The organism is Pseudomonas sp. KH_046_1, from assembly GCF_057839025.1.
This window is the reverse complement of the sequence record NZ_CM174481.1, coordinates 4,689,020-4,711,897: the sequence shown is the minus strand read 5'-3', so window position 1 is coordinate 4,711,897 and position 22,878 is coordinate 4,689,020. Positions and strand designations below refer to the sequence as shown.

Annotated in this window: 17 protein-coding genes; 12 read left to right on the top strand and 5 right to left on the bottom strand. The window is 60.1% G+C overall.

Annotated features, from left to right (window positions below; translation table 11 throughout):
* The first annotated feature begins 54 nt into the window (after positions 1 to 54).
* The 5 genes from trhO (at position 55) to AC3IT9_RS21490 (ending at position 6,931) form a co-directional block, all read left to right on the top strand.
* A complete protein-coding gene (gene trhO, locus AC3IT9_RS21510; protein ID WP_151214605.1) occupies positions 55 to 996 on the top strand; it encodes an oxygen-dependent tRNA uridine(34) hydroxylase TrhO in 942 nt (313 codons plus the stop codon).
* A 36-nt stretch (positions 997 to 1,032) separates the two neighbouring features.
* Positions 1,033 to 1,635, top strand: a complete 603-nt coding sequence (locus tag AC3IT9_RS21505; RefSeq protein WP_185754836.1) for a DsbA family protein — start codon at positions 1,033 to 1,035, stop codon at positions 1,633 to 1,635.
* Entirely contained in the window at positions 1,628 to 3,445 is a 1,818-nt protein-coding gene (locus AC3IT9_RS21500) for an ABC transporter ATP-binding protein (protein ID WP_150758253.1), read from the top strand. Before AC3IT9_RS21505 ends, AC3IT9_RS21500 begins: the two co-directional genes overlap by 8 nt.
* A 188-nt stretch (positions 3,446 to 3,633) precedes the next feature.
* A complete protein-coding gene (locus tag AC3IT9_RS21495; RefSeq protein WP_150726231.1) occupies positions 3,634 to 6,093 on the top strand; it encodes an EAL domain-containing protein in 2,460 nt (819 codons plus the stop codon).
* Positions 6,094 to 6,169: 76 nt separating this feature from the next.
* Positions 6,170 to 6,931 (top strand): iron-containing redox enzyme family protein, encoded by a 762-nt coding sequence (locus AC3IT9_RS21490; protein WP_412070964.1) that lies wholly within the window; start codon positions 6,170 to 6,172, stop codon positions 6,929 to 6,931.
* Positions 6,932 to 7,068: 137 nt separating this feature from the next.
* Here the strand turns inward: AC3IT9_RS21490 and AC3IT9_RS21485 are convergent, their stop codons facing one another.
* From AC3IT9_RS21485 to AC3IT9_RS21465, 5 genes are all read right to left on the bottom strand, one after another.
* Positions 7,069 to 7,995, bottom strand: a complete 927-nt coding sequence (locus AC3IT9_RS21485) for a GGDEF domain-containing protein (protein WP_150726233.1) — start codon at positions 7,993 to 7,995, stop codon at positions 7,069 to 7,071.
* 377 nt (positions 7,996 to 8,372) lie between these two features.
* Positions 8,373 to 9,113 carry a YciK family oxidoreductase gene (locus tag AC3IT9_RS21480; RefSeq protein WP_007999919.1) on the bottom strand — a complete coding sequence of 247 codons (741 nt, stop codon included), beginning with the start codon at positions 9,111 to 9,113 and terminating at the stop codon, positions 8,373 to 8,375.
* Between the two features lie 152 nt (positions 9,114 to 9,265).
* Positions 9,266 to 9,937: an N-acetylmuramic acid 6-phosphate phosphatase MupP gene (mupP, locus tag AC3IT9_RS21475; protein WP_150758252.1), complete on the bottom strand. Its 672-nt coding sequence runs from the start codon at positions 9,935 to 9,937 to the stop codon at positions 9,266 to 9,268.
* A 4-nt stretch (positions 9,938 to 9,941) separates the two neighbouring features.
* Positions 9,942 to 10,640 (bottom strand): bifunctional 2-polyprenyl-6-hydroxyphenol methylase/3-demethylubiquinol 3-O-methyltransferase UbiG, encoded by a 699-nt coding sequence (gene ubiG / locus AC3IT9_RS21470; protein WP_033055822.1) that lies wholly within the window; start codon positions 10,638 to 10,640, stop codon positions 9,942 to 9,944.
* A gap of 58 nt (positions 10,641 to 10,698) precedes the next feature.
* Complete coding sequence (locus AC3IT9_RS21465) at positions 10,699 to 12,033, bottom strand: TRZ/ATZ family hydrolase (protein WP_150758251.1); 1,335 nt, start codon at positions 12,031 to 12,033, stop codon at positions 10,699 to 10,701.
* A gap of 107 nt (positions 12,034 to 12,140) precedes the next feature.
* Between AC3IT9_RS21465 and mtnA the strand changes: the two genes are divergently transcribed.
* The 7 genes from mtnA (at position 12,141) to cmk (ending at position 22,765) form a co-directional block, all read left to right on the top strand.
* Positions 12,141 to 13,217 carry an S-methyl-5-thioribose-1-phosphate isomerase gene (gene mtnA / locus AC3IT9_RS21460; protein ID WP_056727166.1) on the top strand — a complete coding sequence of 359 codons (1,077 nt, stop codon included), beginning with the start codon at positions 12,141 to 12,143 and terminating at the stop codon, positions 13,215 to 13,217.
* 416 nt (positions 13,218 to 13,633) lie between these two features.
* The gene (gene gyrA / locus AC3IT9_RS21455) at positions 13,634 to 16,288 is read left to right on the top strand and encodes a DNA gyrase subunit A (protein WP_056727165.1); all 2,655 of its coding nucleotides are present in this window, start codon (positions 13,634 to 13,636) and stop codon (positions 16,286 to 16,288) included.
* A 249-nt stretch (positions 16,289 to 16,537) separates the two neighbouring features.
* Positions 16,538 to 17,623: a 3-phosphoserine/phosphohydroxythreonine transaminase gene (gene serC, locus AC3IT9_RS21450; RefSeq protein WP_150726237.1), complete on the top strand. Its 1,086-nt coding sequence runs from the start codon at positions 16,538 to 16,540 to the stop codon at positions 17,621 to 17,623.
* On the top strand, positions 17,623 to 18,717 hold the full coding sequence (gene pheA, locus AC3IT9_RS21445; protein ID WP_102700283.1) for a prephenate dehydratase: 1,095 nt from the start codon (positions 17,623 to 17,625) through the stop codon (positions 18,715 to 18,717). The genes serC and pheA overlap by 1 nt, the downstream gene beginning before the upstream one ends.
* 13 nt (positions 18,718 to 18,730) lie before the next feature.
* Positions 18,731 to 19,843 (top strand): histidinol-phosphate transaminase, encoded by a 1,113-nt coding sequence (gene hisC / locus AC3IT9_RS21440; RefSeq protein WP_489270976.1) that lies wholly within the window; start codon positions 18,731 to 18,733, stop codon positions 19,841 to 19,843.
* Between the two features lie 28 nt (positions 19,844 to 19,871).
* Complete coding sequence (locus AC3IT9_RS21435; protein WP_489273534.1) at positions 19,872 to 22,079, top strand: bifunctional prephenate dehydrogenase/3-phosphoshikimate 1-carboxyvinyltransferase; 2,208 nt, start codon at positions 19,872 to 19,874, stop codon at positions 22,077 to 22,079.
* A complete protein-coding gene (gene cmk / locus AC3IT9_RS21430; protein ID WP_007973641.1) occupies positions 22,076 to 22,765 on the top strand; it encodes a (d)CMP kinase in 690 nt (229 codons plus the stop codon). Before AC3IT9_RS21435 ends, cmk begins: the two co-directional genes overlap by 4 nt.
* The last annotated feature ends 113 nt before the right edge of the window (positions 22,766 to 22,878 follow it).

Genomic DNA, 22,878 nt, shown 5'->3' with positions numbered 1-22,878 from the left:
TTTTTTTCGCATCCGGTTCACCCCTTACGAGGGTAGCCACCTGGAGATTTACCCATGACACAACAGATTGTCGTGGCGGCACTGTATAAGTTCGTCACCCTGGAAGATTACGTCGCCCTGCGCGAGCCCCTGCTGCAAGCGATGGTCGATAACGGCATCAAAGGCACCCTGCTGATTGCCGAAGAAGGCATCAACGGCACCGTGTCCGGCAGCCGCGAAGGCATCGACGGGCTGATGGCCTGGCTCAAGAACGACCCGCGCATGGACGACATCGACCATAAAGAGTCGTACTGCGACGATCAGCCGTTCTATCGCACCAAAGTCAAACTCAAGAAAGAAATCGTCACCCTTGGCGTGGAAGGCGTGGACCCGAACAAAAAGGTCGGCACCTACGTCGATCCGCAAGACTGGAACGCCCTGATCAGCGATCCGGAAGTGCTGTTGATCGACACCCGTAACGATTACGAAGTCTCGATCGGTACCTTCGAAGGCGCCATCGACCCGAAAACCACCAGTTTTCGCGAATTTCCCGATTACATCAAAGCCAACTTCGACCCGGCCGTGCACAAGAAGGTCGCGATGTTCTGCACCGGCGGCATCCGCTGCGAGAAGGCCTCGAGCTACATGCTCAGCGAGGGCTACGGTGAGGTTTTTCACCTCAAGGGTGGCATCCTGAAGTACCTCGAAGAGGTGCCGCAGGAAGAAACCAAGTGGCAGGGCGACTGCTTCGTGTTCGACAACCGCGTGACCGTTCGTCACGACCTGAGCGAAGGCGACTACGATCAATGTCATGCCTGCCGCACGCCGGTGAGCGTGGAAGACCGCGCGTCCGAGCATTACGTGGCCGGCATCAGTTGCCCGCATTGCTGGGATAAGCTGAGCGAGAAGACCCGTCGCAGTGCGATCGACCGGCAGAAGCAGATCGAACTGGCCAAGGCTCGTAACCAGCCTCACCCGATCGGCTTCAACTACAAGCAAGCATCCTCCGAGGTCTGAACCATGTCTGCGCGCCTGCTCTATGTGATGGACCCGATGTGTTCCTGGTGCTGGGGCTTTGCTCCGGTTGCAAACGCATTGGTAGAGCAGGCGGCGGCCGCCGGTGTGGACGTGCATCTGGTGGTGGGTGGTTTGCGCACCGGCAGTGGCGCCGCGCTGGAACCGACCACCCGGCGCTACATTCTTGAACACTGGCAGGCGGTCACCGAGGCTACCGGTCAGCCGTTCAAGCGCGAAGGCGCGTTGCCTGACGGTTTTGTCTACGACACCGAACCTGCCTGCCGGGCGCTGGTGACTGCACGCAACCTGGCGCCGGATTGTGCGTGGAAACTGCTCGGGCTGATTCAGCACGCCTTTTACGCTGAAGGTCGCGATGTCACGCGCGCCAGTGTCCTGGTGGAGCTGGCAGAGCAGGCCGGTCTACCACGAATTGAATTCGCTGCCGCGTTTGACCGTGCCGATACGCACGCCGCGACATCTGCCGATTTCACTTGGGTTCAGGACCTGGGCATCGCCGGTTTTCCTACGTTGCTGGCTGAGCGAAATGGGCAGTTGGCGTTATTGACCAATGGCTATCAGCCGTTGAGCGAGTTGTCCCCGCTGCTCGGCCGCTGGCTGGAGCGTGCTGCCTGTGCATGACCTGCCCGATGATGTTGCTACCGTTAAACGTGTCGACCGTCTGAGCTGGGCGGAAATCCGCCGCCTGGCCCTGCATCACAAAAAATCCCTGTGGATCGCCAATGGCGTGGCCGTGCTGGCGACCTTGTGCAGCGTGCCGATTCCCTTGCTCCTGCCGTTGCTGGTGGACGAGGTGTTGCTGGGGCACGGTGATGCCGCGCTGAAGATCATGAACCACGCGCTGCCCGAAGGCTGGCAGAAAGCCGCGGGCTACATCGGCCTGATGCTGCTGGTAACCTTGACCCTGCGATGCATGGCGTTGCTGTTCAACGTGGTGCAGGCGAAATTGTTCGCCGGGTTGGCCAAGGACATCGTCTACCGCATTCGCATTCGCCTGATCGAGCGTCTCAAGCGTATTTCCCTTGGCGAATATGAAAGCCTGGGCAGTGGTACGGTGACCACGCACCTTGTGACGGACCTGGACACGCTGGACAAATTCGTCGGCGAAACCCTCAGCCGTTTCCTCGTGGCCATGCTGACCCTGGTCGGTACGGCGGGCATTCTGATGTGGATGCACTGGAAACTGGCACTGCTGATTCTGCTGTTCAACCCGCTGGTGATCTACGCCACGGTGCAGTTGGGCAAGCGGGTCAAGCACCTGAAGAAACTCGAGAACGACAGCACTTCGCGCTTTACCCAGGCGCTGACCGAAACGCTGGATGCCATCCAGGAAGTTCGCGCCGGCAACCGCCAGGGATTTTTCCTCGGTCGCTTGGGGCAACGCGCCCGGGACGTGCGTGACTATGCAGTGAATTCGCAATGGAAAACCGATGCGTCGAATCGGGCCAGCGGTTTGCTGTTCCAGTTCGGCATCGATATTTTCCGGGCCGCGGCGATGCTCACCGTGCTGTTTTCCGACCTTTCAATCGGCCAGATGCTCGCGGTGTTCAGCTACCTGTGGTTCATGATCGGTCCGGTGGAACAACTGCTGAACCTGCAATATGCCTACTACGCTGCCGGTGGTGCGCTGTCGCGGATCAACGAACTGCTGTCCCGAGCCGATGAGCCGGAATACCCGGGCGGCGTCGACCCATTTGTCGGTCGTGAAACGGTCGGGCTGGAAGTACAAGGGCTGAGCTTCGGTTACGGCGATGAACTGGTCCTGAACCAGATGAACCTGTCCATCGCCCCCGGCGAAAAGGTCGCGATCGTCGGTGCGAGTGGCGGCGGCAAGAGCACGCTGGTGCAACTGCTGCTGGGCTTGTATACGCCGTTGGCCGGCACCATTCGCTTCGGCGGTTCGACCCAGCAGGAGATCGGCCTGGAAACCGTGCGGGAAAATGTTGCGGTGGTCCTGCAGCATCCGGCGCTGTTCAACGACACCATCCGGGCCAACCTGACCATGGGCCGCGAACGCAGTGACGAGGCCTGCTGGCAGGCACTGGAAATCGCCCAATTGCACGGCACGGTCCGGGATTTGCCCAATGGCCTGGACAGCATCGTCGGGCGCTCCGGGGTGCGTTTGTCCGGTGGGCAGCGTCAACGCCTGGCCATCGCCCGGATGGTACTGGCCGAACCCAAGGTGGTGATCCTCGACGAAGCCACCTCCGCGCTGGACGCCGCCACCGAATACAACCTGCACCAGGCACTGGCGCGTTTCCTGAGCAACCGCACCACGTTGATCATCGCCCACCGACTTTCGGCGGTAAAACAGGCTGACCGTGTGCTGGTGTTCGACGGCGGGCAAGTTGCCGAGGATGGCGATCATCAGCAGCTGATTGCCGAGGGTGGTCTGTACGCCAAGCTCTACGGTCATTTGCAGCGGTTGTAGCGAGATGATATCAAGGTTACAGGACGCTACTTCATTACTATAAAAAAACATCGCCGCGACCGGATTCAGCGGCCGCGATACTCCCACCGGGCATAGCGTGTCGCTTGCCGGGATTGGAATCGCAACCTAGTCTAGCTACAGCGATTTCGTCCGGAAGACGAGCAAGCAGTGCTAATGCAAGGGACCTCATGAATCAAACGCGGACTCTCGGAACGCCACGGTTGTTGGGCATTGTCTGGCCATTTATCGCCGTTGTAGTGTTTCAAGCCTTGTTGGGCGGCGTTAGCCTTTACGTGCTGTCGGCGGTTCGTGGCTATGTTGCTGGCGAAAGCCTGTGGTCCAAGGGCCAGAAAGACGCCATCTATTACCTCAACCTCTACGCCGACAGCGGCGACGAAGCGATTTTTCATAAATACCAGAACGCCATTTCCGTGCCTCAGGGCGGGCATGAATTACGTGTGGCGCTCGATCAGCGGCCGCCGAACATCGAGGCGGCACGTGTGGCGATCCTCAAGGGCGGCAACCATCCGGATGACATCACCAGTGTGATCTGGCTGTACCTGAATTTCCGGCACTTCAGTTACCACCAGAAAGCCATCGACCTTTGGAGGGTGGGCGACGCGTATCTGGTGCAACTCGATACCATTGCGCGGGAGATGCATCAGCGCATCACCGCCAGGCAGGCCACCGATGCCGATATCAAGCGCTGGAAGGATCAGATATTCGTCATCAACGAAAGTGTGACGCCGGCGGCGAAGGCCTTCAGCGATGCCTTGGGCGAAGGCTCGCGGATGATCCTGCGACTGTTGCTGGTGACCAACCTCGCCACCGCCCTGGGCTTGATTGCATTGGCCTTGATGCGCACCCATAAACTGCTCAAGCAGCGCCATGCCTTCGCCGATGCGCTGCAGCTGGAGAAAGACCGGGCGCAGATCACCCTGCAATCGATTGGCGACGGCGTGATCACCACGGATGTTTCCGGTGCGATTGCCTACATGAATCCGGCGGCCGAAGCGTTGACCCACTGGAAGGCCGAGCAGGCGACGGGGTTGCCGCTGGCGGCGCTGTTCAACCTGCTGGACGAAAATGCCCAGACCGACGGTTTCACCCTGATCGAGCATATTCTCAGCGGCCAGCTCAGTGGCGGCAGTGAACACTCCAAGCTGATTCAACGCCTGGACGGCAGCACGGTGTCGGTCACGCTGGTGGGCGCGCCGATCCGCAATGCCGGCAAAGTCAGCGGGACGGTGCTGGTGCTGCATGACATGACCCAGGAGCGGCAATACATCGCCAATCTGTCGTGGCAGGCGACCCACGACGCCTTGACCGGGCTTGCCAACCGCCGAGAGTTCGAATATCGCCTGGAACAGGCGCTGCATAACCTGACCCGCTACGCGGGTCGCCATGCCCTGATGTTCCTCGATCTGGATCAGTTCAAACTGGTCAACGATACCAGCGGCCACGCGGCGGGCGACGAACTGTTGCGGCATATCTGTGCCTTGTTGCAATCCGGGTTGCGCGAAGGCGATACCCTGGCGCGCCTTGGCGGCGACGAGTTCGGCATCCTGCTGGAAAACTGCGCACCGGAAGCGGCGGAGAAAATTGCCGAAAGCCTGCGACAGACTGTGCAGAATCTGCATTTTGTCTGGAAGGGCCGGCCTTTCGTGACCACTGTCAGTATCGGGCTGGTCCATGTCGCACAGAATCCGACGACGCTCGAAACCTCGCTACGTGCTGCCGACATGGCGTGCTACATGGCCAAGGAAAAGGGCCGGAACCGGGTCCAGGTCTATCATCCGGATGACTCGGAATTGTCCCTGCGCTTCGGCGAAATGGCCTGGGTGCAGCGTTTGCACATGGCGCTGGAGGAGGACCGCTTCTGCCTGTACGCCCAGGAAATTGCCCCCTTGGGGCATGTCGATCAGGGCGGCGGGCACATTGAAATTCTGCTGCGATTGCATGATGAAGCCGGGCGGATGATCTTGCCTGACAGCTTCATTCCAGCTGCCGAGCGTTATGGCCTGATGAGCTCGCTGGATCGTTGGGTGGTGCAGAACGTGTTCAAGATCATTGCCCAATGCCGGGCCGAGCAAGGCCCCGGGCCGCTGGCCATGTGTGCGATCAATCTGTCAGGCACGACGATCGGGGATGAGGCGTTCCTGGGCTTCTTGCGCGAACAGTTTGTGACGTATTCGATTCCGCCTGAAATGATTTGTTTTGAAATTACTGAAACCAGCGCTATTTCAAATCTTGGCAGCGCCATTCGATTCATTAATGAACTCAAAGGCTTAGGGTGCCATTTTTCACTGGATGATTTTTGTGCCGGAATGTCCTCATTCGCATACCTGAAACATTTGCCTGTAGACTTCCTGAAGATCGACGGGAGTTTCGTAAAGGATATGCTGGACGACCCGATTAACCGCGCCATGGTCGAAGTGATCAATCACATTGGCCATGTGATGGGTAAGCGCACGATTGCCGAGTTTGTCGAAACGCCCCAGATCGAGCAGGCATTGCTGGAGATCGGGGTGGATTACGCTCAAGGGTATGTGATTGAACGCCCGCAGTTGTTTACCGGCGATAGCTTGTTAAGTCGTCCTGCCAGACCTCAGCCGCTGTTATTCAAGGCGCCTGGCACGTTCCGTTGAAATTCCTGCCGGTCTCACAATCACAATCAAAAGGAGCTCGACAGTGATCGACACATTCATCCGAACCGGACCGCTCATGGAAGCTGCAAGTTACCCTGCATGGGCCCAGCGCCTGATCCAGGATTGCAGCGAGAGCAAGCGCCGGGTTGTCGAACACGAACTGTACCAACGCATGCGAGACAACAAGCTCAGTGCGAAGACCATGCGCCAGTACCTGATCGGTGGCTGGCCGGTGGTCGAACAGTTCGCGTTGTATATGGCACAAAACCTGACCAAGACCCGCTTTGCCCGTCATCCCGGCGAAGACATGGCCCGTCGCTGGCTGATGCGCAACATCCGCGTCGAATTGAACCACGCCGATTACTGGGTGCACTGGAGTCGCGCGCACGGTGTCAGCCTCGAAGAGCTGCAGGCCCAGCAGGTCCCCCCCGAGCTTCACGCCCTGAGCCATTGGTGCTGGCACACCAGTTCCGCCGATTCGCTGATCGTTGCGATTGCCGCCACCAACTACGCCATTGAAGGGGCGACCGGGGAATGGTCGGCGGTGGTTTGTTCCAACGGTATCTACGCCGCCTCGTTCCCCGAGGAAGATCGCAAGCGGGCGATGAAGTGGCTGAAGATGCATGCCCAGTACGACGATGCCCATCCATGGGAAGCCCTGGAGATCATCTGCACATTGGCGGGCACCAACCCGAGCAAATCTCTGCAGGTGGAGTTGCGTCAGGCCGTTTGCAAGAGTTACGACTACATGCACCTGTTTCTCGAACGTTGCATGCAATTGGAGCACGCAGAGCGGGCACCGGTCGTGCGTGAGCGGATGGCATTGGCTGAAGGCTGATTCAATCGCTGCTTGAAAAAAACTGTGGGAGCGAGCCTGCTCGCGAATGCGGACTGTCAGTCAACATCATTGTTGACGGTCAGATCCCATGCGCGAGCAGGCTCGCTCCCACATTGGTTTGTGTGGTGACTGAAAAATCAGCCCGCCATCTCCAGCCGGTTACGACCTTCGCGCTTGGCCACATACAACGCGCTGTCTGCCCGTCGCAACAGGCTTTCGGCAGACTCGCCGGGCAACAGGGTCGAACAGCCGAGGCTGACCGTCAGCACGATCGTATGACCATCGGCCAGGTACTCTTCAGACTGCGCTGCAAACCGCAGCCGCTCACCGACCATGGCCGCGGCCTCGCGGCTGGTATTGGACAGCAGGATCAGGAACTCTTCACCGCCATAGCGAAACACCATGTCCACGTTGCGCAGCTGGTTTTTGATCGTGGCGGCGACCGCCTTGAGTACGTCATCGCCAGTGCTGTGACCATGGGTGTCATTGACTTGCTTGAAATGATCGATGTCCAGCATCAGCACCGACAACGGTTGCAGATGGCGCCGGGACAGCTCGATTTCCCTTTGCAGCGTCTGGTCCATGGCGATGCGGTTGCCGGTGCCCGTAAGCGGGTCGCGCAGTGCGCTTTGGGTGGCGGTACGGTAAAGCAGCGCGTTGCGCATCGGGAAAAGCAGCGCGGCCAGCAGTGATTCGAGATTGCCCTGTTCCTGTTCGCTGAAACGCTGATTGCGACGGAAAGTCAGCTCACCCAGGTGTTCGCCTTCGTGGCTGAGGCTGTAACTGATGGAATGGTGGCCGCGTTGGCCGAACTCCAGGCGCAGGTCACTGCTCTTGTGCAGGTAGCACAAGGCGTCCAACGGCACCAATCGCTGAATTTCGCGATAGAAAGTCCCAAGAATGCGTTGCGGCTCCAGACTGGTTTGCAACTGCAGGCTCAGTTGCTGGCGCAATTGCGCAAGACTGACAGGCCTTTCCAGAAGAGGCGGCTGCTGACCAAAGCCCAGGCGCTGCAATTTGGCGCTATCGAAGTCAATTGCGTTGGTCTGGGAAGGTGGTTTCATAAGGCGTGCGCCCCTAAGCAGTAAGGCTGTCTTACAAGCAGGGTGAGAGCGGCTTAGGGCTGCGCGTCGTACTGGTCCGTCAGTCCCGTAGGACATTTCGTACAAGTTTAATCCGCTTTGTAGAAGATGAGTAATCTCAGCACTCAAGCTTCACCCCCGTCTGCTTTCACGTTGCGTGTCTGAGCAAACTTAGAGCGAAAGTCGTGCCATTCGGTTCATCCGAATAAAATCTGTTTTAAATCAAGCGGTTGATGTTCGTTCGCTACCTGTGTAGTGCAGAGTGTGACGTTTGTTTGACAGATGCCTGGCTCGAGTCCGGGAGCCTTCGAGTGCCGCGACAGGAAGCTGGCGCGGCACCAAAAAGCGACGTGCGGTCGTTACTGGGCGTTGAACGCCTGGCCATTGATACCAGTGCTGTCCGGGCCCATCAGATAGAGGTAGACCGGCATGATCTCCTCGGGCGTCGGGTTGTTCAGCGGATTTTCGCCCGGGTAAGCCTGGGCGCGCATGCTGGTGCGGGTAGCGCCCGGGTTGATGCTGTTGGAGCGTACCGGGGCCACGGTATCGACTTCGTCAGCCAGGGTTTGCATCAGGCCTTCAGTGGCGAATTTGGAGACACCGTAAGCGCCCCAGTACGCACGTCCCTTGCGGCCGACGCTGCTGGAGGTGAACACCACCGAGGCATCCTGCGACAGCTTGAGCAGCGGCAGCAGTGTGCTGGTGAGCATGAACATGGCATTGACGTTGACTTGCATGACCCGCATGAAGTTTTCGCCGGAAAGCTGCTCGATCGGCGTGCGCGGGCCGATGATCGAAGCATTGTGCAGCAGGCCGTCGAGATGCCCGAATTCGCTTTCGATCATCGCCGCCAGCTCATCGTATTGATGGGGCAGTGCGGTTTCGAGGTTGAACGGGATCACCGCCGGTTGTGGATGGCCGGCGGCTTCGATTTCGTCGTAGACCTGGGTCAGGTTGGCTTCGGTCTTGCCCAGCAACAGCACGGTTGCGCCGTGGGCCGCGTAGGTTTTTGCCGCTGCGGCGCCGATGCCGCGTCCTGCGCCGGTGACCAGAATGACCCGATCCTTGAGCAGTTCGGGGCGGGCGGAATAATCAAACATAAAAAACCTCAACAAATCAGAAGACAGGCGCTGCCCTTGTAGGAGCGAGCTTGCTCGCGATGGTCGTCAACGATTACGCGTAAAGCCTGACACCCAGCGGCGTTCTCAGATTATTCGCGAGCAAGCTCGCTCCTACAAAAAAGCGATTCGACTCAGCAGCTGCAAAGCGCGCTATCAAGCACCTTGCGCAACTCCAGCGGATGATCGACCACCACATCCGCACCCCAATGCCGCGGATTATCATCCGGGTGGATATAGCCGAAGGTCACCGCAGCAGTCTTGGTGCCGGCATCGCGGCCCGACTCGATGTCGCGCAGGTCGTCGCCGACGAACAGCACGCTGGCCGGGTCCAGGTCGAGCATCTTGCAGGCGAGGATCAGCGGTTCCGGGTCCGGTTTGCTGTTTTTTACATGATCCGGGCAGATCAGCAGCGCCGAGCGTTCAGCCAGCCCCAGCTGTTGCATGATCGGCTCGGCGAAGCGCAGCGGCTTGTTGGTGACCACGCCCCAGACCAGGTTGGCCTTCTCGATGTCCGCCAGCAGTTCGCCCATGCCGTCGAACAGTTTGCTGTGGACTGCACAACCCACGAGGTAGCGCTCCAGGAATTCCAGGCGCAGTTCCTCGAACCCCGGCGATTCCGGGTCCATGGCGAAGGTCACCGCGACCATCGCCTTGGCGCCGCCGGAAATCTCGTCGCGGATGTGCTTGTCGTTCATCGGTGGCAAGCCACGGTCGGCACGCATCGCCTGACAGATCGCAATGAAGTCCGGCGCGGTGTCGAGCAGGGTGCCGTCCATGTCGAAAAGAACTGCTCTGATTGGCATCGGCTTACTCCTCGCGCAGGGTCTGGATCATGTAGTTGACGTCCACGTCGGAGGCCAGTTTGTAGTGCTTGGTCAGCGGGTTGTAGGTCAGGCCGATGATGTCCTTGACGGTCAGGCCGGCCATGCGGCTCCAGGCGCCGAGTTCGGAAGGGCGGATGAATTTCTTGAAGTCGTGGGTGCCGCGCGGCAGCAGCTTCATGATGTATTCGGCGCCGACGATGGCGAACAGGTACGCCTTCGGATTGCGGTTGATGGTCGAGAAGAACACCTGGCCGCCGGGCTTGACCATACGGAAGCAGGCACGGATGACCGACGACGGGTCCGGCACGTGCTCAAGCATTTCCAGGCAGGTGACCACGTCGAACTGCTCGGGCATTTCCTCGGCCAGGGCTTCGGCGGTGATCTGCCGGTACTCGACGCTCACGCCCGACTCCAGCTGATGCAGCTGGGCAACCGCCAACGGCGCTTCGCCCATGTCGATACCCATCACGGTCGCGCCGCGCTGGGCCATGGCTTCGCTGAGGATGCCGCCGCCGCAACCGACGTCGAGGACCTTCTTGCCGGCCAAGTTGACGCGTTCGTCAATCCAGTTGACCCGCAGCGGGTTGATGTCGTGCAGCGGTTTGAATTCGCTTTCGCGGTCCCACCAGCGATGGGCCAGGGCCTCGAATTTGGCGATTTCGGCGTAGTCGACGTTGCTCATGGTTTAAGTCCTCTAAAACTTGAAAAATCCTGTTGCCCCGGATTGTGCTCCAGGGTGCTTACGATTCGGTGCGGCCACTGATGCGCTGGCCCCAGGCCTTCGCGACAGTGCCAAGCTGTTGTTCATCCAGGCGTGTCAGGCGACGGTCGTCGAGCAACTGCTTGCCGGCAACCCAAAGGTGTTTCACGCAGTCCCGGCCGGTAGCGTATATAAGCTGCGAAACCGGGTCGTAGACCGGCTGCTGAGCCAGGCCCGAGAGATCGAAAGCCACCATGTCCGCCGCTTTGCCGATTTCCAGCGAGCCGACTTCGGCCTCGATACCCAGTGCCCGGGCGCCATTGAGGGTGGCCATGCGCAAGGCACGATGGGCATCCAGTGCGGTGGCCGAGCCGGCGACAGCCTTGGCCAGCAGAGCCGCGGTGCGGGTTTCGCCGAGCAGGTCCAGGTCATTGTTGCTGGCCGCGCCATCGGTGCCGACCGCAACATTGACCCCGGCCTGCCACAAACGCTCGACCGGGCAGAACCCGCTGGCCAGCTTGAGGTTCGACTCGGGGCAATGAATCACATTGCTGTTGCTTTCTACCAGCAGCGCCAGGTCTTCTTCGCTGACCTGGGTCATGTGAACCGCCTGGAAGCGTGGCCCGAGCAAGCCCAGGCGCGCCAGTCGGGCCAGCGGGCGTTCACCGCGCTGCTCGACCGATTGCTGCACTTCAAACGCCGTTTCATGTACGTGCATGTGGATCGAGGCGTCCAGTTCTTCGGCAATTACCCGGATTTTTTCCAGGTTATCATCGCCCACGGTGTAGGGTGCATGGGGGCCGAAGGTGATTTTGATGCGCTCGTGGTGCTTGAGATCGCCAAACAGTTCAACGCCCTGACGAATGGCTTCGTCCGCTGTAGCTGCACCCGGAATAGGGAAATCGAGGATCGGAATCGCGATCTGCGCACGAATGCCGCTGTTGTGCACGCGCTCGCTGGCAACCTTCGGGAAGAAGTACATGTCAGAGAAACAGGTGATGCCGCCTTTGATTTGCTCGGCAATGGCCAGATCCGTGCCGTCGCGCACGAAGTCCTCGTCGACCCACTTGGCTTCGGCGGGCCAGATGTGGTTTTCCAGCCAGGTCATCAATGGCAGGTCATCGGCCAGGCCACGGAACAGCGTCATCGCCGCGTGCCCGTGGGCATTGATCAGGCCGGGGCTGAGCAGCATGTCGGGCAATTCGCGGGTTTCGGTTGCGTTAAGCTTCAGCGCGGCGGAACGTGGGCCGATAAACACGATGCGTCCATCACGGATGCCCACGCCATGTTCCTTGAGGACAACACCAGCGGGTTCGACGGGTACCAGCCAGGTCGGCAGCAATAACAGGTCGAGCGCAGCGGCAGTGTTCGGCATCGAGGGTCGGTTCCAGTGCTTTTGTATAGGATGGCGAAGTATACCCGAGCGTCTTCGCGGGGGATCGCTATAATCGGCGGCTTTTGTTCATGAGTGCGGGGTGAGGGATGCGCGATCGACTGTTGGCTGCGGAAAAGGTAAAGGCCATCGATTGGCGTGATGGCGCTCTCCATCTGCTGGATCAGCGTATTTTGCCGTTCGAGGAAACCTGGATTGCCTACACCAGCGCCGCTGGCGTGGCCGAGGCCATTCGCTCGATGGTGGTGCGTGGCGCGCCGGCCATCGGCATTAGTGCAGCCTATGGCATCGTACTGGCGGCCCGCGCCCGGATTGCCGAAGGTGGCGACTGGTACGCTGCGCTGGAAGAGGATTTCATGCTGTTGGCCGATTCCCGTCCTACTGCGGTCAACCTGTTCTGGGCGCTGGGCCGCATGCACGACCGGCTTGATCGCCTGAAGGACAATGCCGATCCGCTGGAGGTGCTGGAGGCCGAGGCCATCGCCATTCACGAAAGTGATCGCGAAGCCAATCTGACCATGGCGCAACTGGGTGTGGACCTGATCCGCAAGCATCAGGGCAACGCTCAGGCGATCCTCACCCACTGCAACACCGGCGCGCTGGCCACGGGCGGCTTTGGTACCGCGCTGGGGGTGATTCGTGGGGCTTTCATCGAGGGTATGGTCGAGCAGGTCTATGTCGACGAAACCCGCCCATGGCTGCAGGGATCGCGGCTGACCGCGTGGGAACTGGCCAATGAAGGCATTCCCGTGACCCTCAATGTCGATTCCGCCGCGGCGCATATCATGAAGACCAAAGGCCCTACCTGGGTCATCGTCGGCGCGGACCGGATTACCGCCAATGGCGACGTGGCCAACAAGATCGGCACCTATCAGCTGGCCGTCAACGCCATGCACCATGGTGTGCGCTTCATGGTGGTGGCACCGAGTTCGACCATCGATATGAATCTGGCCAGTGGCGATGACATTCCGATTGAAGAGCGTGATGGTCGCGAGTTGCTGGAGGTCGGTGGCAAGCGAGTCGGCGCTGATGTCCATGCCTTTAACCCGGTGTTCGACGTGACGCCGGCGGATCTGATCGATGCGATCGTCACCGAAAAAGGCATCGTCGAACGCCCGGATACGGCGAAAATGGCGCAGTTGATGTGCCGTAAGCGTCTGCATTGATCATCGCTGGCGTCTATTCAATCGCTTTCGCGGGCAAGCCCGCTCCCACAGTGTTTTATGGTGTTCACAAAACCTGTGGGAGCGGGCTTGCCCGCGAAGAGGCCCTCAAAGCCAACAAATCAACCAGAATCAGCCACAAATTCTCCATTCAACACAGCTCTAAGCCTCTCTCGTCCCCTTCAAGCCTGTCACCGGTCAACTAACTACTCTCCATGCGCATCTGGGGGATAGGTGCGTGGCGGCTCTTGTGATAACATCCGGCGGTTTCCAGGGTTGCCCGAAGTGGCGACCCGTACTGCGCAGATCCATGGCATAACTCGTTGATTTGTTGTAAGCCAATGCATGGCACTGAGCCTGCAGCGGCGAGCTTCGTTGGTCCTGACGAAGTTTCACCAGAAAAAGGAATCAGGCTTCTCATGGGCGAACTGGCCAAAGAAATCCTCCCGGTCAATATCGAAGACGAGCTGAAGCAGTCCTACCTCGACTACGCGATGAGCGTAATTGTCGGGCGGGCACTGCCGGATGCGCGCGATGGCTTGAAGCCCGTGCACCGGCGCGTGCTGTTCGCGATGAGCGAGCTGGGCAACGACTTCAACAAGCCGTACAAGAAATCTGCCCGTGTTGTCGGTGACGTGATCGGTAAGTATCACCCGCACGGTGATACCGCGGTGTACGACACCATCGTTCGGATGGCACAGCCATTCTCCCTGCGCTACCTGCTGGTAGACGGCCAGGGCAACTTCGGTTCGGTGGACGGCGACAACGCCGCGGCCATGCGATACACCGAAGTGCGCATGACCAAGCTGGCGCATGAGCTGCTGGCTGACCTGCATAAAGAAACCGTGGACTGGGTGCCGAACTACGACGGCACCGAAATGATCCCGGCGGTCATGCCGACCCGTATTCCCAACCTGCTGGTCAACGGCTCCAGCGGTATCGCCGTGGGCATGGCGACCAACATTCCGCCGCACAACCTCGGTGAAGTCATCGACGGTTGCCTGGCGCTCATCGACAACCCCGAGCTGACCGTCGATGAACTGATGCAATACATCCCCGGTCCGGACTTCCCGACCGCCGCGATCATCAACGGTCGCGCCGGCATCATCGAAGCCTACCGCACCGGTCGCGGGCGCATTTACATGCGCGCCCGCTCGATGATCGAAGACATCGACAAGGTCGGTGGCCGTCAGCAGATCGTCATCACCGAGCTCCCTTACCAGTTGAACAAGGCGCGTCTGATCGAGAAGATCGCCGAGCTGGTCAAAGAGAAGAAGCTTGAAGGTATCACCGAACTGCGCGACGAGTCCGACAAGGACGGTATGCGCGTCGTGATCGAGTTGCGTCGCGGCGAAGTGCCTGAGGTCATCCTCAACAACCTCTACGCCCAGACCCAGCTACAAGCAGTGTTCGGTATCAACATCGTCGCGCTGATCGACGGCCGTCCGCGGATCCTGAACCTCAAGGACCTGCTGGAAGCCTTCGTTCGTCACCGCCGTGAAGTGGTGACCCGTCGTACCGTGTTCGAACTGCGCAAGGCGCGCGAGCGTGGTCACATCCTTGAAGGTCAAGCGGTTGCCCTGTCGAACATCGACCCGGTCATCGCCCTGATCAAGGCGTCGCCAACGCCGTCGGAAGCCAAGGAAGCGCTGATCAGCACCCCTTGGGAATCCTCGGCCGTGGTGGCAATGGTCGAGCGTGCCGGCGCCGATTCGTGCCGTCCGGAAAACCTCGATCCGCAATATGGTCTGCGCGACGGTAAGTACTTCCTGTCGCCAGAGCAGGCGCAAGCCATTCTGGAACTGCGTCTGCACCGCCTGACCGGTCTGGAACACGAAAAGCTGCTGGCTGAGTATCAAGAGATCCTCAACCAGATCGGCGAGCTGATCCGCATCCTCAACAGCGCCACGCGCCTGATGGAAGTGATCCGCGAAGAGCTGGAAGTGATTCGCGCCGAGTACGGCGACGTGCGCCGCACCGAAATCCTCGATGCCCGTCTCGACCTGACCCTGGGTGACATGATCCCGGAAGAAGAGCGCGTCGTGACCATTTCCCACGGTGGCTACGCCAAGACCCAGCCGCTGGCTGCGTACCAGGCCCAGCGTCGTGGCGGTAAAGGCAAGTCGGCGACCGGCGTCAAGGATGAGGACTACATCGCTCACCTGCTGGTTGCCAACAGCCACACCACGCTGCTGCTGTTCTCCAGCAAGGGCAAGGTGTACTGGCTGAAAACCTACGAAATCCCAGAAGCGTCCCGCGCTGCCCGTGGTCGTCCGCTGGTCAACCTGTTGCCGCTGGATGATGGTGAATACATCACCACCATGCTGCCGGTCGAGGAATACACCGAAGGTCACTACATCTTCATGGCCACCGCCAACGGCACCGTGAAGAAGACCCCGCTGGAATCCTTCAGCCGTCAACGCAGCGTCGGCCTGATCGCGCTGGAGCTGGATGAAGGCGACGTATTGATCAGCGCGGCCATCACCGATGGCGAGCGCGAAGTGATGCTGTTCTCCGACGGCGGCAAGGTCACCCGCTTCAAGGAATCCGACGTTCGCGCCATGGGCCGTACCGCCCGCGGTGTGCGCGGCATGCGTCTGCCGGAAGGGCAGAAGCTGATTTCCATGCTGATCCCGGAAGAAGGCAGCCAGATCCTCACCGCTTCGGCGCGTGGCTACGGCAAGCGCACGGCGATCACCGAGTTCCCTGAGTACAAGCGTGGCGGTCAGGGCGTTATCGCCATGGTCAGCAACGAACGTAACGGCCGTCTGGTCGGTGCGGTCCAGGTACTCGATGGCGAGGAGATCATGCTGATTTCCGACCAGGGCACCCTGGTGCGCACCCGTGTCGACGAAGTGTCCAGCCTGGGTCGTAACACCCAGGGCGTGACCCTGATCAAACTGGCCAACGACGAAACACTGGTCGGGCTGGAGCGGGTTCAGGAGCCGTCGGAAGTCGAGGGTGAAGAGCTGGAAGGTGAAGAGGGTGAAGGGTTTGTCGGTGAAGTCGTGATCGACGACGTTGCCGAAGACCAGCAACTCGACGCCGCCGCTGACGAAGAACCACAGGAATAAGCGGGTAAGCAGGGGGCGGATGAAAATTCGCCCCCTTGTTGTTTGTCCGTAATGAAATATCGACACCACTGGAGATCCCTTGTGGGAGCGAGCCTGCTCGCGATGCAGGCGCCGCGGTACGTCTGAAGTATCGCGGTGATGCAATCGCGAGCAGGCTCGCTCCCACAGACCCCTGTTTCAACAGGGACCCGGTGTCGGCTGATAATGTGATTTATTGCGTGATACCACCAAATCAGAGCGAGATTGGATGTGAGCAAGAGAGCCTATAACTTCTGTGCCGGTCCTGCGGCGCTTCCCGAAGCTGTCCTGCAGCGCGCCCAGGGTGAACTCCTCGACTGGCACGGCAAGGGTCTGTCGGTCATGGAAATGAGCCATCGCAGCGATGAGTTCGTGTCCATCGCCACCAAAGCCGAGCAGGATCTGCGTGATCTGCTGAATATCCCCTCGAACTATAAAGTGCTGTTTCTGCAAGGTGGCGCCAGCCAGCAATTTGCTCAGATTCCTCTGAACCTGTTGCCGGAAACCGGCTCTGCCGACTATATCGACACCGGTATCTGGTCGCAGAAAGCCATCGAAGAAGCTTCGCGCTACGGCCACGTCAATGTTGCCGGCACCGCCAAGCCTTACGACTACTTCGCTATTCCCGGCCAGAACGAATGGAAGCTGTCGAAAGACGCGGCCTACGTTCACTACGCGCCGAACGAAACCATCGGCGGCCTGGAATTCCAATGGATTCCGGAAACCGGCGATGTTCCACTGGTGGCCGACATGTCTTCGGACATCCTGTCGCGCCCGGTAGATGTTTCGCGTTTCGGCATGATCTACGCCGGTGCCCAGAAAAACATCGGTCCGAGCGGCATCGTCGTCAACATCGTTCGCGAAGACCTGCTGGGTCATGCGCGCTCCATTTGCCCGACCATGCTCAACTACAAGGTCGCGGCCGATAACGGTTCGATGTACAACACCCCGCCGACCTTGGCCTGGTACCTGTCCGGCCTGGTGTTCGAGTGGCTCAAGGAGCAGGGCGGCGTCGAGGCCATTGGCAAGCTCAACGAAGTCAAGCAGCGCACGCTGTATGGCTTCATCGATGCCAGCGGCCTGTACAGCAACCCGATCAACAAGTCGGATCGCTCGTGGATGAACGTGCCGTTCCGCCTGGCTGATGATCGTCTGGACAAGCCGTTCCTGGTCGGTGCCGACGAGCGTGGCCTGTTGAACCTCAAGGGGCACCGTTCCGTGGGCGGCATGCGCGCCTCCATCTATAACGCCGTCGACATCAACGCGGTCAATGCGCTGGTTTCGTACATGGCAGAGTTCGAGAAGGAACACGGCTAATGTCTGAGCAAGAACTCAAGGCACTGCGCCTGCGCATTGATGCCCTGGACGAAAAGGTCCTGGAGCTGATCAGTGAGCGTGCGCGCTGCGCCCAGGAAGTCGCGCGAGTAAAGATGGCCTCGCTGGCCGAAGGCGAAGTGCCGGTGTTCTATCGTCCTGAGCGTGAAGCTCAGGTGCTCAAACGTGTCATGCAGCGTAACCAGGGGCCGCTGGGCAACGAAGAAATGGCGCGGTTGTTCCGCGAAATCATGTCTTCGTGCCTGGCGCTCGAGCAGCCGCTGAAAGTGGCTTACCTCGGCCCTGAAGGTACGTTCACTCAAGCCGCCGCAATGAAACACTTCGGCCACGCCGTGATCAGCAAGCCGATGGCGGCGATCGACGAAGTGTTCCGTGAAGTGGCAGCCGGTGCGGTGAATTTTGGCGTGGTGCCGGTGGAAAACTCCACCGAAGGCGCGGTCAACCACACCCTCGACAGCTTCCTCGAACATGACATGGTGATCTGCGGCGAAGTCGAGCTGCGTATCCACCATCATCTGTTGGTCGGTGAAAACACCAAGACGGACAGCATCAGCCGCATCTACTCCCACGCCCAGTCCCTGGCCCAGTGCCGTAAGTGGCTGGACGCCCATTACCCGAACGTCGAGCGCGTGGCGGTGTCCAGCAACGCCGAAGCGGCCAAGCGGGTCAAGGGTGAGTGGAACTCGGCGGCGATTGCCGGCGATATGGCGGCCGGCCTGTACGGCTTGACCCGTCTGGCCGAAAAAATCGAGGACCGTCCGGATAACTCCACGCGCTTCCTCATGATCGGCAACCAGGAAGTGCCGCCGACTGGCGATGACAAGACCTCGATCATCGTTTCGATGAGCAACAAGCCGGGTGCGCTTCACGAGTTGTTGGTGCCGTTCCACGACAATGGCATCGACCTGACGCGAATCGAGACTCGTCCGTCGCGCAGCGGTAAATGGACCTACGTGTTCTTCATCGACTTCGTCGGCCATCATCGTGACCCGCTGGTCAAAGGTGTGCTGGAAAAGATCAGTCAGGAAGCAGTGGCACTCAAGGTGCTGGGTTCCTACCCGAAAGCAGTTCTCTAAGGGGCGGTAGCAAATGAGTGGCAATTTCCTCGCTCTGGCACAGCCGGGCGTGCAACAACTTTCGCCTTACGTTCCGGGAAAGCCCGTGGACGAACTGGCGCGTGAGCTGGATCTCGATCCAGCCAGCATCGTCAAACTGGCGAGCAACGAAAACCCGCTGGGCGCTGGCCCCAAGGCGCTGGCGGCGATCCGCGATGCGCTGCCCGAGCTGACCCGTTATCCGGACGGCAACGGTTTTGCGCTCAAGAGCCTGTTGGCCGAGCAGTGCCGCGTCGAACTCGACCAGGTCACGCTGGGCAACGGTTCCAACGACATCCTGGAGCTGGTCGCGCGTGCTTATCTGGCGCCGGGCCTGAATGCCGTGTTCAGCGAGCATGCGTTCGCGGTCTACCCGATTGCCACTCAGGCGGTCGGCGCACAGGCCAAGGTGGTTCCAGCCAAGGATTGGGGGCATGACCTGCCTGCCATGCTGGCGGCGATCGATGCCAATACCCGTGTGGTGTTCATCGCCAACCCGAACAACCCGACCGGGACCTGGTTCGACGCCGAGGCGCTGGACGAATTCCTGCAGGATGTGCCGGAGCATGTGCTGGTCGTGCTGGACGAGGCTTACATCGAATACGCCGAAGGCAGCGATCTGCCGGACGGCCTGGACTTCCTGGCGGCTTATCCGAACCTGCTGGTTTCCCGTACCTTCTCCAAGGCCTATGGCCTGGCAGCGCTGCGCGTGGGTTATGGCTTGTCCACGGCGGTGGTCGCAGACGTGCTGAACCGTGTACGCCAGCCGTTCAACGTCAACAGCCTGGCCTTGGCCGCGGCCTGTGCGGCGTTGAAGGACGAAGAGTATCTGGCGCAAAGCCGTCAGTTGAACGAATCCGGCATGCAGCAACTGGAAGCCGGTTTCCGTGAGCTGGGGCTGAGCTGGATTCCGTCCAGGGGCAATTTCATTTGTGTCGATCTCGGTCAGGTCGCGGCCCCGGTGTTCCAGGGCCTGCTGCGTGAAGGCGTGATCGTGCGTCCGGTGGCCAACTATGGCATGCCGAACCACCTGCGCATCACCATTGGCCTGCCGGCAGAAAACAGCCGCTTCCTTGAGGCGCTGACCAAGGTTCTGGCTCGTGGTTGATGTCACTGCGCTGCAATCTACTGAACCTATGATCGGTCGCCTGGTGGTGGTCGGTCTCGGGTTGATTGGCGGTTCGTTTGCCAAGGGTTTGCGTGAAAGCGGTCTGTGCCGCGAAGTGGTCGGGGTCGATCTCGATCCGCAATCGCGCAAGCTCGCGGTCGAGTTGGGTGTGGTGGATCGCTGCGAGGAGGACCTGGGCGTTGCTTGTCAGGGCGCCGACGTCATCCAATTGGCGGTGCCGATCCTGGCCATGGAAAAAGTGCTCGCGCGTCTGGCGGGCATGGATCTGGGGCAGGCGATCCTGACTGATGTCGGCAGTGCCAAGGGCAATGTGGTGCGTGCGGCCACCGAAGCATTTGGCAAGATGCCGTCATCCTTCGTGCCGGGGCATCCGATTGCCGGTTCGGAGCAAAGCGGGGTGGAAGCCTCCAACGCCGAGCTATTCCGTCGCCATAAAGTGATCCTGACGCCGCTGGATCAGACCGATCCGGCAGCCTTGGCGGTAGTCGACCGCTTGTGGCGCGAACTGGGTGCCGATGTCGAGCACATGCAGGTTGAGCGTCACGACGAAGTACTGGCCGCGACCAGCCATCTGCCGCACTTGCTGGCGTTCGGTTTGGTCGACTCACTGGCCAAGCGCAATGAAAATCTTGAGATCTTCCGTTACGCTGCGGGCGGTTTCCGCGATTTCACAAGAATCGCCGGAAGCGACCCGGTGATGTGGCACGACATCTTCCTCGCCAACCGCGAAGCTGTCCTGCGCACACTCGATACATTTCGCAGCGATCTCGACGCCTTGCGCGACGCGGTCGATGCAGGGGATGGGCACCAATTGTTGGGCGTTTTCACTCGCGCCCGGGTTGCCCGCGAGCATTTCAGTAAAATCCTGGCCCGCAGGGCCTATGTGGACGCTATGAATTCCAACGATCTGATTTTCCTGGCTCAACCTGGTGGCCGCCTGTCCGGTCGGATTCGCGTACCGGGTGACAAATCGATTTCCCACCGTTCGATCATGCTTGGCTCCCTGGCCGAAGGCGTCACCGAAGTCGAAGGTTTCCTGGAGGGCGAAGATGCCCTGGCGACCTTGCAGGCATTCCGTGACATGGGCGTGGTCATCGAAGGTCCGCACCACGGTCGCGTGACCATTCACGGCGTTGGCCTGCATGGCCTGAAGCCGGCACCGGGCCCGATCTACCTGGGTAACTCCGGTACTTCGATGCGTCTGCTGTCCGGCCTGCTGGCTGCTCAGAACTTCGACAGCACCCTGACCGGCGACGCTTCGCTGTCCAAGCGCCCGATGAATCGCGTGGCCAATCCGCTGCGTGAAATGGGCGCGGTGATCGAAACCGCCGCCGAAGGTCGTCCGCCGATGGTTATCCGTGGTGGCAACAAGCTCAAAGGTTTGACCTACACCATGCCGATGGCCAGTGCCCAGGTTAAGTCCTGCCTGCTGTTGGCCGGCCTGTACGCCGAAGGCAAGACCACGGTTACCGAGCCTGCTCCGACCCGCGACCATACCGAGCGCATGCTCCGTGGTTTCGGCTACCCGGTAACGGTCAACGGTGCGACCGCATCGGTCGAGTCCGGCAATAAGCTGGCTGCGACCCACATTGAAGTCCCGGGTGATATTTCGTCCTCGGCGTTCTTCCTGGTGGCGGCATCGATCGCCGAAGGTTCGGAACTGGTGCTGGAACACGTCGGCATCAACCCGACCCGTACCGGTGTGATCGACATCCTGCGCCTGATGGGCGCCGACATCACCCTGGAAAACCAGCGTGAAGTGGGTGGCGAACCAGTAGCGGACCTGCGCGTACGTGCAGCTAAACTCAAAGGTATCGAGATTCCCGAAGCGTTGGTTCCGCTGGCTATCGATGAATTCCCGGTGCTGTTCGTCGCCGCGGCCTGCGCCGAAGGGCGCACCGTGCTGACCGGCGCTGAAGAGCTGCGGGTCAAGGAATCGGATCGTATCCAGGTCATGGCCGATGGTTTGCTGGCGCTGGGCGTCAAATGCGAGCCGACCCCGGACGGCATCATCATTGATGGCGGCCAGATCGGTGGCGGAGAAGTGCACGGTCACGGTGATCACCGGATTGCCATGGCCTTCAGCGTTGCTTCGCTGCGCGCCAGTGCGCCAATCCGCATTCATGATTGCGCCAACGTCGCGACGTCGTTCCCGAATTTCCTGGCGCTGTGCGCACAGGTCGGTATTCGCGTGGCACAAGAGGCACAGTCGTGAACAACATTGCACCGGTCATCACCATCGATGGGCCAAGCGGTTCGGGCAAGGGCACAGTAGCCGGGATTCTGGCCAAGCGCCTGGGCTGGAACCTGCTGGATTCCGGTGCGTTGTACCGATTGCTGGCCTTCGCTGCGCATAACCATGGTGTCGACCTGACCAACGAAGAGCTGCTGAAGAAACTCGCCGCTCATCTGGATGTTCAGTTCATCGCTGCGACGGACGGTCAGTTGCAACGCATCATTCTGGAAGGCGATGAAGTCAGCGATGTCATTCGCACCGAAAGCGTCGGTTCCGGCGCTTCCCAGGTGGCTGCACTGCCGGCTGTACGCGAGGCGCTACTGCAGCGCCAGCGAGCCTTTCAGGAAGCGCCGGGCCTTGTGGCGGATGGTCGCGACATGGGCACAGTGGTTTTTCCTGACGCGCCGCTGAAGATTTTTCTGACCGCCAGCGCCGAGGAGAGGGCGCGCCGTCGATATTTGCAGTTGAAGGGCAAGGTCGAGGGTGTTAGTCTGTCGAGTCTGCTAGATGAGATACGTGCGCGCGATGAGCGTGACACCCAGCGAGCGGTAGCCCCGCTCAAACCGGCGGCTGACGCCATACAGCTGGATTCCACGGAATTATCCATCGACCAGGTGCTTGAACGCATCATGAGCGAGATCGCCATTCGCGATATCGCCGGGTGACCAAGAAGGCCGCAGGGGACCAGTCATAGTCCTGCGGTGGCTTCTTTTAAATGAAACTAACCCACACCGTCTGGGGTGTGGAGATGGGCGTATTCTTCGCCCTCATCAACAGG

Bases quoted from the DNA above. Each gene is read 5' to 3' on its own strand.
- AC3IT9_RS21490 (WP_412070964.1), top strand. From the start codon at position 6,170: ATGGAAGCTGCAAGTTACCCTGCATGGGCCCAGCGCCTGATCCAGGAT.
- AC3IT9_RS21480 (WP_007999919.1), bottom strand. From the start codon at position 9,113: ATGTTTGATTATTCCGCCCGCCCCGAACTGCTCAAGGATCGGGTCATT.
- AC3IT9_RS21465 (WP_150758251.1), bottom strand. From the start codon at position 12,033: ATGCCGAACACTGCCGCTGCGCTCGACCTGTTATTGCTGCCGACCTGG.
- AC3IT9_RS21435 (WP_489273534.1), top strand. From the start codon at position 19,872: ATGATCGGTCGCCTGGTGGTGGTCGGTCTCGGGTTGATTGGCGGTTCG.
- mupP (WP_150758252.1), bottom strand. From the start codon at position 9,937: ATGCCAATCAGAGCAGTTCTTTTCGACATGGACGGCACCCTGCTCGAC.
- trhO (WP_151214605.1), top strand. From the start codon at position 55: ATGACACAACAGATTGTCGTGGCGGCACTGTATAAGTTCGTCACCCTG.
- hisC (WP_489270976.1), top strand. From the start codon at position 18,731: ATGAGTGGCAATTTCCTCGCTCTGGCACAGCCGGGCGTGCAACAACTT.
- mtnA (WP_056727166.1), top strand. From the start codon at position 12,141: ATGCGCGATCGACTGTTGGCTGCGGAAAAGGTAAAGGCCATCGATTGG.
- gyrA (WP_056727165.1), top strand. From the start codon at position 13,634: ATGGGCGAACTGGCCAAAGAAATCCTCCCGGTCAATATCGAAGACGAG.
- AC3IT9_RS21505 (WP_185754836.1), top strand. From the start codon at position 1,033: ATGTGTTCCTGGTGCTGGGGCTTTGCTCCGGTTGCAAACGCATTGGTA.
- AC3IT9_RS21485 (WP_150726233.1), bottom strand. From the start codon at position 7,995: ATGAAACCACCTTCCCAGACCAACGCAATTGACTTCGATAGCGCCAAA.
- pheA (WP_102700283.1), top strand. From the start codon at position 17,623: ATGTCTGAGCAAGAACTCAAGGCACTGCGCCTGCGCATTGATGCCCTG.
- ubiG (WP_033055822.1), bottom strand. From the start codon at position 10,640: ATGAGCAACGTCGACTACGCCGAAATCGCCAAATTCGAGGCCCTGGCC.
- AC3IT9_RS21495 (WP_150726231.1), top strand. From the start codon at position 3,634: ATGAATCAAACGCGGACTCTCGGAACGCCACGGTTGTTGGGCATTGTC.